Source organism: Streptococcus shenyangsis (assembly GCF_006385785.1).
Classification (GTDB): Bacteria; Bacillota; Bacilli; order Lactobacillales; family Streptococcaceae; genus Streptococcus; species Streptococcus shenyangsis.
The window spans coordinates 39,394-51,002 of record NZ_VFSH01000006.1 but is presented as its reverse complement, the minus strand read 5'-3'; the positions used below and the strand labels follow the sequence as shown (position 1 = coordinate 51,002).

Below are 11,609 nucleotides of genomic sequence, written 5' to 3'. Positions count from 1 at the left end.
CAGAAAAAAGAACCTTGCAAAGCAAGATTCTTTTAGTGTCTGACTTAAATAATTGTTCTTCTGGGAACTAAATCGAATTAAGCTTCGATTTCTGTAACCATACCTGAACCAACAGTACGTCCACCCTCACGGATAGAGAATGTAGTACCTTGTTCTACGGCGATTGGGTGGATCAACTCAACGTCGATTGTCACGTTATCACCAGGCATTACCATTTCAGTACCTGCTGGAAGTTCGATTGAACCTGTAACGTCAGTAGTACGGAAGTAGAATTGTGGACGGTAGTTGTTGAAGAATGGAGTGTGACGTCCACCTTCTTCTTTAGTAAGGATGTAGACTTCACCTTTAAATTTAGTGTGTGGGTTGATTGAACCTGGTTTAGCAATAACTTGTCCACGTTCGATTTCGTCACGTTGAACACCACGAAGAAGGATACCTACGTTGTCTCCTGCAAGACCTTCGTCAAGTTGTTTACGGAACATTTCAACACCAGTAACAACAGCTTTTTTAGTTTCTTCTTTGATACCAACGATTTCGATTTCGTCGTTAACACGAACAGTACCACGGTCGATACGTCCTGAAGCAACTGTACCACGTCCAGTGATTGAGAATACGTCCTCGACTGGAAGAAGCAATGGTTTGTCAGTATCGCGTTCTGGTTCTGGAATGTACTCATCAACAGTGTTCATCAATTCCATGATGATGTCTTCGTATTTAGAGTCACCTTCAAGAGCTTTAAGAGCTGAACCTTGGATAACTGGAAGATCGTCACCTGGGAAGTCGTATTCTGACAAGAGGTCACGGATTTCCATTTCAACCAATTCAAGCAATTCTTCGTCGTCAACCAAGTCAATCTTGTTCATGAAGACAATAAGGTGTTTAACACCAACCTGACGTGAAAGAAGGATGTGCTCACGAGTTTGTGGCATCGGTCCGTCAGTTGAAGCTACTACAAGGATAGCTCCGTCCATTTGAGCGGCACCAGTGATCATGTTTTTAACGTAGTCCGCGTGTCCTGGAGCGTCGATGTGAGCGTAGTGACGTTTTTCAGTTTCGTACTCAACGTGCGCAGTGTTGATAGTGATACCGCGTTCGCGTTCTTCTGGAGCAGCATCGATAGACGCATAGTCTTTAGGTTGGTTAACTGATGAAGGCAAGCGACGTGCCAAAACAGTTGTGATAGCTGCAGTTAGGGTAGTTTTACCGTGGTCAACGTGTCCGATAGTACCAATGTTAACGTGTGGTTTACTACGATCGTATTTTTCTTTTGCCATTTGAGTAAAAGCCTCCAATAAAATATATTTTATAGATAGACAGTAGGCAATACAGTCTAACTTTCCTTACTATTTTATCAAATTTCAGCTAAATTGCAAGTGTTTTACAAAGTTTTTGTGAATTATTCTTAATCAGCTAATATAATCAGCACTTCTACTCCTATCACTATAAAAAGAAAAATCAGGGGGCTCCTGACTTTTACTTAGCTAATTCTATTTCTCGTTCTTTCATTATTTTATGATTTTCATACAAACAAGATAAGAACTTAGAAATTTCTTTTAAGATAGAATAGGTTGGTACTGCGACAATCATACCAATGACACCATAAATATTACTTGATAACAAAAGTAATACCAAAATCGTAATTGGATGAACCTTCATCACCCCACCTACGATTCGAGGGTAAAGGATGTTCCCATCCACTTGTTGAATGATCAGCATGTAAACAACTGCAATCAGCATTCTATGAGGATCAGTAAAGACATTTGCGACAATCATTGGAATCAAACCGATACTTGGTCCTACATAAGGAATGAGATTGGCCAATCCCGAAAAGATGGCAAAAACTAAAGCATATTTTAAACCGATAACGCTATATCCGATAAAGGCCAAACAGCCGATAATAAGCGCATCAATTGCGACTCCACTAATGTATCGAGCAATTGTCGCATTCAAATTTTTTAGCAGACCTGCAATATGCAACTTATCTCTCTTTAAAACAGTGCGCTCAAGCATCGGTAAAAATTTGTGACCATCTAACAAAAAATAAACCAAAAATACAGGGGTCATAATAATAATCAAAACGGTACTAAAGAGAGCTGATAGGACACTTCCGACACTATTGGTAACACTATTTAGGATATTTTGTAAAATATCTACATAGGATAGGTTTAACTGCTGAATAGTCGCTTGAATATCTAAATTTTGAAAGGCTGGATAAGTAGATAAATCCACAATCAAATCTTGTAAACGACTGTAGATAGTCTGGCTAGTCGCAATCAAGCTGGTCAACTGATTGACCAAAATCGGTAAGAGATAGACTACCCCAATAACTAACCCCCAAACCAAGGCACACAAGGTTAGTAGAATACCAAAGATACGATTAATTTTGAAATACTTTTGTAAAAAATTTACAATAGGATTAGTCAAATAATATAAAAAACCACCTAGAAGAAAAGGAATCATGATGGTGTTTGCGACGCTTACAAAAGGGGTAATAATCGCTCCCATCTCTCTCCATAAATAGAAGATGATTGTTAATAATAAAATCTCACTGGTCCAAAAAAATAATTTATTCTTACGAAACATGAGGTACCTCCATTCATCTATTTTACCATACTTTCAAAAAAGCTTCTTTCTTCTATCATGAAACTGGGAATATTTTTTTCTTTATGTTAGAATAAACTTACTATGAAAAAAATCATTTTAACTCTCCTAAGCCTATCCCTTATTGGCTCAGCATCTACTGTTGCTGCTCAAGATTTTAATGTTGCTGCAAAACATGCCATTGCTGTTGAAGCAAATACTGGAAAAATACTTTATGAAAAAGATGCAACTCAGCCAGTGGAAATCGCTTCAATCACAAAATTGATTACTGTTTACCTAGTCTATGAAGCCTTGGAAAACGGAAGTATTACACTATCCACTCCTGTAGATATTTCTGACTATCCTTATCAATTAACGACAAATTCTGAGGCCAGTAATGTTCCTATGGAGGCCCGTAATTATACTGTGGAAGAGTTACTTGAAGCAACCCTGGTATCTAGTGCCAACAGCGCCGCTATTGCCCTAGCTGAGAAAATTGCTGGCTCAGAGAAAGACTTCGTTGATATGATGCGGGCCAAACTCTTGGAATGGGGAATCAAAGATGCCACCGTTGTCAATACAACTGGTCTGAACAACGAGACTCTAGGAGATAATATTTACCCAGGGTCTAATAAAGATGATGAAAATAAGCTCAGCGCTTATGATGTTGCTATCGTTGCTCGTAACCTCATCAAAAAATACCCACAAGTCTTAGAAATCACAAAAAAACCTTCTTCTACTTTTGCTGGGATGACAATCACTTCGACCAACTACATGTTAGAAGGCATGCCTGCTTACCGTGGTGGTTTTGATGGACTGAAAACAGGAACAACAGACAAAGCTGGAGAGTCTTTTGTTGGTACTACTGTCGAAAAAGGAATGAGGGTTATCACAGTTGTTTTGAATGCAGATCATCAATCCAATAATCCTTACGCTCGTTTCACAGCTACATCTTCACTAATGGATTATATCTCTTCTACATTCACACTTCGTAAAATAGTGCAAAAAGGAGATGCCTATCAAGATAGCAAAGCCCCTGTACAAGATGGAAAAGAAGATACGGTCACTGCAGTGGCCCCAGAGGATATCTATCTAATTGAACGTGTCGGGAATCAATCTTCCCAATCTATTCAATTCACACCTGATTCTAAAGCAATCCCAGCACCACTTGAAGCTGGAACAGTGGTTGGTCATCTGACTTACGAAGACAATGACTTGATTGGTCAAGGTTACATTACCACAGAACGTTCTAGTTTCGAAATGGTATCAGAAAAGAAAGTTGAAAAAGCCTTCTTCTTAAAAGTTTGGTGGAACCAGTTTATCCGATTTATCAACGAGAAATTATAAAACATACTGAGCAGAAGCTTGCTCAGAATAGAAACAGACCAAAAACGCATAGTATCAGGGATTAAAACCTTGATATTATGCGTTTTATTGTGGTAATATTTACTTCGTTTTCTCCTGAAATTAATACTCTTCGAAAATCTCTTCAAACTACGTCAGCTTCACCTTGCCGTATATATGTTACTGACTTCGTCAGTTCTATCCACAACCTCAAAACGGTGTTTTGAACAACCAGCGACTAGCTTCCTAGTTTGCTCTTTGATTTTCATTGAGTATAAGTTCTAGCCCATCCTCTTTTGAGATATTTTATTCATTACTTTAGAAAGACAATTACTAATTTCCGTCGGCAAGACCACATAATGTTCTTGAGATAGTTCTTGGGCTATTGCTGAATGAAGATGGGTTGCTACTGCCACACGCTCGTAGAGACTGGCTTGTTTAAACTGGCCTGCAAATCCTGCAATCATCCCAGCCAGAGTATCTCCCATTCCCCCAGTCGCCTGATAGGGACCACCAACCTGTAACTGGTAATAATCAGATTGGCCAACTTCCCAAATACGAGTAGCTGGGCCTTTCTCCACCAAAATTGTTCCTTGAGGAAAGGAAGTCAGGGCACTAGCCGTTGCATCTTCCTTTTGCTTTTCAATCGTAATTCCAGACAGTTTTTCCCACTCCTTTTGGTGGGGAGTTAGGATAAGCTGACTGGAAGGAAATGACAATCTTGTTCTGGCAAGAATGGTCAGGGCACCACCATCTACAATCAAAATCTGATTTTGGCTTAAATTAACAAAGACTTGTTTTACTAGATTTTCTCCAAAAGCATCGTCTCGTAAACCAGGCCCCAGCAAGACAACTTCTGCCTTCTCCAATTGCTCTTTTAACAACTGCTGGTCTTGAAGAGAAAAGGCCATAGCCTCTGGTAAATGGCTGTGCAGAGCTGGAATATTTTCCCTATCTGTTCCAACAGTCACCAAACCAGCTCCACTTTTAACAGCTGCCAAAGCAGCCATGACGACAGCACCACCATAAGGATAAGTCCCACCAAGCAACAGAAGACGGCCATAGTCTCCTTTATGACTGGTACGAGAACGTTCAATAATGACTTTTTCTAGTAAGGTTTGATCAATCACTTTCATCGTTTTCTCCTCTCGCATTTATTATACAACAAAAAGGAGGGGCAAACCTCCTTTTATAATCTTATATCTAAAATTTAATATTCATTTCTGCCATTTTATATATAGCTATAGAAAATAATCGAATGTTTCTCTTATTTTCTATCCAATGTCCGAAGTGCTGCCTGATAAGTTTGCTCCATCAGCATAGTAATGGTCATAGGACCGACACCTCCAGGGACTGGCGTGATGTGGCTAGCAAGTGGGGCAACTGCCTCATAATCCACATCCCCACAGAGCTTGCCATTTTCATCTCGGTTCATCCCAACGTCAATAACAACTGCTCCAGGTTTAATAAAGTCAGCAGTCACAAACTTGGCACGACCGATTGCGACCACAAGAATATCCGCTTTTGCAGCCACCTTGGCAAGATTATGGGTGCGTGAGTGAGTCAAGGTCACTGTCGCATTCTTGTCCAACAGAAGCTGGGCCATGGGTTTTCCAACAATATTGGAACGACCGATGACGACAGCATTTTTACCTTCCAAGTCAATCCCATATTCATGAAACATTTCCATAATTCCTGCAGGTGTCGCAGGAATCATGACTGGATGACCAGACCAGAGACGCCCCATGTTTAAGGGATGGAAACCATCCACATCCTTTTCTGGGTCAATGGCCAACAAAACTGCCTCTTCATCAATATGTTTTGGTAATGGCAACTGGACCAATATCCCATGCCAAGCTGGATCTTGATTGTATTTAGCAATCAAGTCTAACAATTCCTCTTGACTAATTGTCTCTGGAACTCGCACTACTTCGCTACGGAAACCAGCCGCAAGAGCTGACCTCTCCTTGTTGCGAACGTAGACTTGGCTGGCTGGATTGTCCCCAACCAAAATCACTACCAAACCAGGCACTAGACCTGTTTCTTCTTTTAGTTTTGCAGTCTTTTCAGCCAACTGTCCTTGTAATTTAGCTGCTAAATCCTTCCCATCAATAATCTGTGTCATATCACTTCTCTTTTCTTTCAAATATCTTCCATTATACCAAAAACTGCCAACACCCTCTAACACTTCTTTCCTAGGCTATCCTATAGTTTCAAACTATAAGAAAAAGCTCTAGTCGAGCTTTTCACTAATCTATATTTTATATATAAAGTTGACTGCGAACAACTCCACAAAGCTAACTTATAAAACCTTACTCAAGAAATCTTTAGTCCGTTGTTCTTGGGTTTGTTCAAAAATCTGCTCAGGTGTTCCGTCTTCAACAACCACACCGTCTGCCATAAAGATGACACGATCTGCCACCTCACGGGCAAATCCCATCTCATGTGTTACGATAACCATAGTCATTCCTGACTTGGCAAGGTCTTGCATAACAGCTAGAACTTCTCCAACCATCTCAGGGTCCAGGGCTGAAGTTGGCTCGTCAAAGAGTAAAACATCTGGTTCCATAGCTAAACCACGCGCGATGGCAATCCGTTGTTGCTGACCACCTGACAAACTCTGTGGATAAGCAACTGCCTTATCTGGCAAACCAACTTTTTCCAAAAGCTCTTTGGCCCTCTTCTCAGCCACTGCCTTGCTCTCACCTTTGGTCTTGATAGGTGACAAGGTGATATTTCCCATCACAGTCATATTAGGAAATAGATTGAATTGTTGGAAAACCATGCCCATCTTCTCACGCATGGCAAACAGGTCATTCTTCTTGTCCGTAATATCGACTCCCTCAAAGATAACCTTCCCCTTGCTTGCTTCTTCCAACAAATTCATAGAGCGAAGCAAGGTAGATTTCCCGCTCCCTGAAGGACCGATGATAACGACAACCTCTCCTCTTTTAATTTCGAGGTTGACGCCTTTCAATACTTCATTCTTTCCAAAGGATTTATGTAAATTTTCAATTTTTATCAAGGTTTCTGTCATTATTTCTTATCTCCTTGTCCCATACGTTTTTCAAAAGCTTTCAAGGCTACGGTCAAAATAGAGGTCATAATCAAGTAGTAAAAGGCTGCAAATAAAAGTGGTGTCAAAGGCAAATAGGTTGTTGTAGAAACTGTTGTAGCCCCATTCCACAACTCCATAACCCCAATAGCTGATAAGAGGGAACTATCCTTGATAATGGTAATAAATTCGTTCCCCAATGCTGGCAAGATATTTTTGATTGCTTGTGGCAAAATCACATATCTCATAGCATTTTTAGGACGAATCCCTAGCGAATAAGCCGCTTCTAGCTGACCTTTTGGAACTGCATTAATCCCAGCACGAACAGTCTCAGAAACATAAGCACCACTGTTCATAGAGATAATCAAAATCCCTGGAATCAGACGAGAAAGATCAACACCTAAAATTCCAACCTGAATAGTCGGAGCATTGATGTGCATAAGGGCAAAGGCAATCATAATCTGAACCATCATCGGTGTCCCACGGAAAATCCAAACGTACAGGTTGGCGAGCCAAACAAGCGGTTTAAACTTTGAACGTTGCCCAAAAGCCAAGACAACACCCAAAATAGTTCCCAAAAAGACAACACAGATAGAAATGAGAACCGTCACGACAGCCCCATAGTTAAAATAAGGTAAATACTTAGGCAAAAAAGAAAAATTCATAGTCACACTGCTTTCTAAAATAGAATACTGTATGATTATAACATAGGTTGAATTAAAATTCAAACTTTTTATCTGATTTATTCAAAAAAACTTAAAACTAGTAGATTTAGCGAGAAATCTTAGTTTTTTCTAGGCAAGTTGGCCTCCTTTATGGTAAAATAGTAACGATAAGAAATGAAGGAGAATCAAAATGGAATCACATTTGGTTAGAATCATCAACCGCCTTGAAGCAATGGCAAAAGACGGCGGAAATTTAAAACGTAATTTTGAACGCGAAGGAGTTGTTGTTGCAGAAGTTGCATACAGCCACGACGAAGAAAACGGCTCAATCTTTACCCTTCGTGATGTAGAAGCTCGCGAAACTTATACTTTTGATAGCATTGACTTGATTGCAATGGAGATTTACGAACTCCTTTACTAATCTAAAACTAGTCGGGATTACCCCTGCATGTCTAACCAAAATCCTTTTTGTCTCACAAATAGGATTTTTTTATAGTCCAAATCCACAAATATTTTCATTGTAACAACTTCTCAAAGCTGCAATCTTTTTACTTGCTTTACACCCCAATCCTGTTATAATGAGAGTATAGAAATTTGACTATTTTTGACCTTTAAATAGGTCAGGCTAAAGAAAGAAATGAGGTAGAGGTATGCTTTGTCAAAACTGTAAAATCAACGACTCAACAATTCATCTTTATACCAATCTCAATGGAAAGCAAAAACAAATTGACCTCTGTCAAAACTGCTATAAGATTATCAAGACAGATCCTAATAATAGCCTCTTTAAAGGTATGACGGATCTGAACAATCGTGACTTTGATCCATTTGGTGATTTCTTCAATGACCTAAACAATTTTAGACCTTCTAACAATACTCCTCCGACTCCCCCAACTCAATCAGGTGGAGGTTACGGTGGAAACGGCAGTTATGGTTCCCAAAATCGTGGACCTGCTCAAACTCCGCCACCAAACCAAGAAAAAGGCCTGCTGGAAGAATTTGGTATCAACGTAACTGAAATTGCCCGTCGTGGCGATATCGACCCCGTTATTGGACGCGATGATGAAATTATTCGTGTCATCGAGATTCTCAATCGCAGAACCAAGAATAATCCTGTTCTTATTGGCGAACCAGGTGTCGGAAAAACGGCCGTTGTCGAAGGTCTAGCTCAGAAAATTGTCGATGGCGATGTTCCACATAAACTCCAAGGTAAGCAAGTCATCCGCTTGGATGTGGTTAGCTTGGTTCAAGGAACAGGTATCCGTGGACAATTTGAAGAACGCATGCAAAAACTCATGGAAGAAATTCGCAAACGTGAGGATATTATCCTCTTTATCGATGAAATCCATGAAATTGTCGGTGCAGGTTCTGCAGGCGATGGCAATATGGATGCTGGAAATATCCTCAAGCCAGCCCTTGCTCGTGGGGAACTGCAACTGGTCGGTGCCACTACCCTCAATGAATACCGTATCATTGAAAAGGATGCTGCCTTAGAGCGTCGTATGCAGCCTGTCAAAGTTGATGAACCAACAGTGGAAGAAACAATCACTATCCTCAAAGGGATTCAAAAGAAATACGAAGACTACCACCACGTTCAATATACCGATGCTGCAATTGAAGCAGCTGCAACTCTTTCCAATCGCTACATACAAGATCGCTTCTTACCTGACAAGGCCATTGACCTCCTAGATGAAGCAGGTTCTAAGATGAACTTGACCTTGAATTTTGTAGATCCTAAAGTGATTGATCAGCGTTTGATTGAGGCTGAAAATCTCAAATCTCAAGCTACACGAGAAGAAGATTTTGAAAAGGCTGCCTACTTCCGTGACCAGATTGCCAAGTATAAGGAAATGCAAAAGAAAAAGGTCACAGACCAAGATACACCTATCATCAGCGAGAAAACTATTGAGCACATTATCGAGCAGAAAACCAACATCCCTGTTGGGGATTTGAAAGAGAAAGAACAATCTCAACTCATCCATCTAGCCGAAGACCTCAAGTCTCATGTTATTGGACAAGATGATGCTGTCGATAAGATTGCCAAGGCTATTCGCCGTAATAGGGTTGGACTTGGGACCCCTAACCGCCCAATCGGAAACTTCCTCTTCGTCGGACCAACTGGTGTCGGTAAGACAGAACTTTCCAAACAACTAGCTATCGAACTCTTTGGTTCTGCTGACAGCATGATTCGCTTTGATATGAGTGAATATATGGAAAAACACAGCGTAGCTAAGTTGGTCGGTGCCCCTCCAGGTTATGTCGGCTACGATGAGGCTGGGCAATTAACTGAAAAAGTTCGCCGCAATCCATATTCTCTTATTCTCTTGGACGAAGTAGAGAAAGCCCATCCAGATGTCATGCATATGTTCCTTCAAGTCTTGGACGATGGTCGTTTGACAGATGGGCAAGGACGTACCGTTAGCTTCAAGGATGCCATCATCATCATGACCTCAAATGCAGGTACAGGTAAGGCAGAAGCCAGCGTTGGATTTGGAGCTGCTAGAGAAGGACGTACCAACTCTGTTCTCGGTGAACTCGGCAACTTCTTTAGTCCAGAGTTTATGAACCGTTTTGATGGTATTATCGAATTTAAGGCTCTCAGCAAAGATAACCTCCTTCAGATTGTCGAGCTCATGCTAGCAGATGTTAACAAGCGCCTCTCTAGCAACAACATTCATTTAGATGTAACTGACAAGGTCAAGGAAAAGTTGGTTGACCTCGGCTATGATCCAAAAATGGGGGCACGCCCACTTCGTCGTACTATTCAAGACTATATTGAGGACGCAATCACTGATTACTACCTTGAAAATCCAAGCGAAAAAGACCTCAAGGCAGTTATGACCAGCAAGGGCAAGATTCAAATCAAATCTGCCAAAAAAGCTGAAGTAAAAACTTCTGAAAAAGAAAAATAAATTCTATAAAAAAGGAGTAGAAAATGAAATGTTTCTGCTTCTTTTTTACTAAAATAACTGTAATTTCTTGACAGCTCGACCTTTGTCCATTATGATAATAATAACGATACTAGATAATGAGGAAAATGCAATGGCAAACCCAACTTTCGGAGAAAAAAAATCGAATACAGACTATGTTTCACGTTACGGTGTATATGCGGTTATTCCAGACGCTGAACAAAAACAAATTGTTCTTGTTCAAGCGCCTAATGGTGCTTGGTTCTTACCAGGTGGCGAAATTGAAGCAGGGGAAGATCATCAGGAAGCCCTAAAACGTGAATTGATTGAAGAGCTTGGATTCACAGCTGAAATTGGTGTCTATTACGGACAAGCTGACGAATATTTCTACTCTCGTCACCGTGATACCTACTACTACAATCCTGCCTACCTCTATGAAGCAACTTCTTTCAAGGAAGTTCAAAAACCACTAGAGGACTTTAATCATATTGCCTGGTTCCCTATCGACGAGGCTATTGAAAATCTTAAACGTGGTAGCCATAAATGGGCCATCCAGTCTTGGAAAAAACAGCATAAGATTGACTAAACCAAGCTACTTTATTCAAAAAGTGCTATAATAGAATTAGAAAATCGGAGGAAATATTATGAAGCTTATCAATACGACAAACTCACACTCGCAACTTGTAAAAAGCCAGCTAGAGAGTACAGATGCAACCCTTGTTGAGGTCTATTCTGCTGGAAATACAGATGTTATTTTTACCCAAGCTCCGCTTCACTATGAAATCCTCATCTCAAATAAACACCGTGCTATTCGAGAAACTGAAATCGAAGCCATCCAAGAGTTTTTCTTGAAACGTAAAATTGATAAGGACTCTATTGATGAGGCCAATATCAAAACACTCTACTCAGAAAAATTAATTGGGATTTCGATTCCAACCAAGTAAAGAAGTTAAGTAAAAACTCGATTCGAGAAAAAATCCAGTAAGCCTTTCCATAATAAAACGCATAGTAGCAAAGTTTCTACACCTGCTATTATGCGTTTTTATAATTTTGAAGTCT

The 11,609-nt window shown here is 40.3% G+C and carries 11 protein-coding genes; 5 read left to right on the top strand and 6 right to left on the bottom strand.

What is annotated here, in order from left to right; translation table 11 throughout:
• Positions 1 to 77: 77 nt before the first annotated feature.
• Together tuf and FJR77_RS05605 are read right to left on the bottom strand one after the other, a co-directional pair.
• Positions 78 to 1,274: an elongation factor Tu gene (tuf, locus tag FJR77_RS05610; RefSeq protein ID WP_075567734.1), complete on the bottom strand. Its 1,197-nt coding sequence runs from the start codon at positions 1,272 to 1,274 to the stop codon at positions 78 to 80.
• Positions 1,275 to 1,473: 199 nt separating this feature from the next.
• Positions 1,474 to 2,583, bottom strand: a complete 1,110-nt coding sequence (locus tag FJR77_RS05605; protein ID WP_140833679.1) for an AI-2E family transporter — start codon at positions 2,581 to 2,583, stop codon at positions 1,474 to 1,476.
• A 102-nt stretch (positions 2,584 to 2,685) separates the two neighbouring features.
• Between FJR77_RS05605 and pbp3 the strand changes: the two genes are divergently transcribed.
• Positions 2,686 to 3,927, top strand: a complete 1,242-nt coding sequence (gene pbp3, locus FJR77_RS05600; protein WP_140833681.1) for a D-alanyl-D-alanine carboxypeptidase PBP3 — start codon at positions 2,686 to 2,688, stop codon at positions 3,925 to 3,927.
• A 278-nt stretch (positions 3,928 to 4,205) separates the two neighbouring features.
• On the opposite strand, the gene FJR77_RS05595 is transcribed toward pbp3, so the two are convergent.
• The 4 genes from FJR77_RS05595 to FJR77_RS05580 all read right to left on the bottom strand — a co-directional run bounded on the left by FJR77_RS05595 (position 4,206) and on the right by FJR77_RS05580 (position 7,644).
• Entirely contained in the window at positions 4,206 to 5,060 is an 855-nt protein-coding gene (locus FJR77_RS05595; RefSeq protein WP_140833683.1) for an NAD(P)H-hydrate dehydratase, read from the bottom strand.
• A 131-nt stretch (positions 5,061 to 5,191) separates the two neighbouring features.
• Positions 5,192 to 6,049: a bifunctional methylenetetrahydrofolate dehydrogenase/methenyltetrahydrofolate cyclohydrolase gene (locus FJR77_RS05590; protein WP_181146650.1), complete on the bottom strand. Its 858-nt coding sequence runs from the start codon at positions 6,047 to 6,049 to the stop codon at positions 5,192 to 5,194.
• A gap of 177 nt (positions 6,050 to 6,226) precedes the next feature.
• On the bottom strand, positions 6,227 to 6,961 hold the full coding sequence (locus FJR77_RS05585; protein WP_140833687.1) for an amino acid ABC transporter ATP-binding protein: 735 nt from the start codon (positions 6,959 to 6,961) through the stop codon (positions 6,227 to 6,229).
• Positions 6,961 to 7,644, bottom strand: a complete 684-nt coding sequence (locus FJR77_RS05580; protein WP_001011642.1) for an amino acid ABC transporter permease — start codon at positions 7,642 to 7,644, stop codon at positions 6,961 to 6,963. Before FJR77_RS05580 ends, FJR77_RS05585 begins: the two co-directional genes overlap by 1 nt.
• Positions 7,645 to 7,834: 190 nt before the next feature.
• Between FJR77_RS05580 and FJR77_RS05575 the strand changes: the two genes are divergently transcribed.
• The 4 genes from FJR77_RS05575 to FJR77_RS05560 all read left to right on the top strand — a co-directional run bounded on the left by FJR77_RS05575 (position 7,835) and on the right by FJR77_RS05560 (position 11,494).
• Positions 7,835 to 8,065, top strand: coding sequence for a DUF1797 family protein (locus FJR77_RS05575; RefSeq protein WP_000443570.1), 231 nt, complete (start codon positions 7,835 to 7,837; stop codon positions 8,063 to 8,065).
• A gap of 229 nt (positions 8,066 to 8,294) precedes the next feature.
• Positions 8,295 to 10,553 carry an ATP-dependent Clp protease ATP-binding subunit gene (locus tag FJR77_RS05570; protein ID WP_140833690.1) on the top strand — a complete coding sequence of 753 codons (2,259 nt, stop codon included), beginning with the start codon at positions 8,295 to 8,297 and terminating at the stop codon, positions 10,551 to 10,553.
• 130 nt (positions 10,554 to 10,683) lie between these two features.
• Positions 10,684 to 11,136 (top strand): NUDIX hydrolase, encoded by a 453-nt coding sequence (locus FJR77_RS05565; protein ID WP_140833692.1) that lies wholly within the window; start codon positions 10,684 to 10,686, stop codon positions 11,134 to 11,136.
• A gap of 58 nt (positions 11,137 to 11,194) precedes the next feature.
• On the top strand, positions 11,195 to 11,494 hold the full coding sequence (locus tag FJR77_RS05560) for a DUF1827 family protein (protein WP_000767198.1): 300 nt from the start codon (positions 11,195 to 11,197) through the stop codon (positions 11,492 to 11,494).
• The last annotated feature ends 115 nt before the right edge of the window (positions 11,495 to 11,609 follow it).

What these genes read in the sequence shown, in the direction of transcription:
- FJR77_RS05575 (WP_000443570.1), top strand. Translation starts at nt 7,835, where the DNA reads ATGGAATCACATTTGGTTAGAATCATCAACCGCCTTGAAGCAATGGCA.
- FJR77_RS05585 (WP_140833687.1), bottom strand. Translation starts at nt 6,961, where the DNA reads ATGACAGAAACCTTGATAAAAATTGAAAATTTACATAAATCCTTTGGA.
- FJR77_RS05590 (WP_181146650.1), bottom strand. Translation starts at nt 6,049, where the DNA reads ATGACACAGATTATTGATGGGAAGGATTTAGCAGCTAAATTACAAGGA.
- tuf (WP_075567734.1), bottom strand. Translation starts at nt 1,274, where the DNA reads ATGGCAAAAGAAAAATACGATCGTAGTAAACCACACGTTAACATTGGT.
- FJR77_RS05560 (WP_000767198.1), top strand. Translation starts at nt 11,195, where the DNA reads ATGAAGCTTATCAATACGACAAACTCACACTCGCAACTTGTAAAAAGC.
- pbp3 (WP_140833681.1), top strand. Translation starts at nt 2,686, where the DNA reads ATGAAAAAAATCATTTTAACTCTCCTAAGCCTATCCCTTATTGGCTCA.
- FJR77_RS05580 (WP_001011642.1), bottom strand. Translation starts at nt 7,644, where the DNA reads ATGAATTTTTCTTTTTTGCCTAAGTATTTACCTTATTTTAACTATGGG.
- FJR77_RS05595 (WP_140833683.1), bottom strand. Translation starts at nt 5,060, where the DNA reads ATGAAAGTGATTGATCAAACCTTACTAGAAAAAGTCATTATTGAACGT.
- FJR77_RS05605 (WP_140833679.1), bottom strand. Translation starts at nt 2,583, where the DNA reads ATGTTTCGTAAGAATAAATTATTTTTTTGGACCAGTGAGATTTTATTA.
- FJR77_RS05565 (WP_140833692.1), top strand. Translation starts at nt 10,684, where the DNA reads ATGGCAAACCCAACTTTCGGAGAAAAAAAATCGAATACAGACTATGTT.
- FJR77_RS05570 (WP_140833690.1), top strand. Translation starts at nt 8,295, where the DNA reads ATGCTTTGTCAAAACTGTAAAATCAACGACTCAACAATTCATCTTTAT.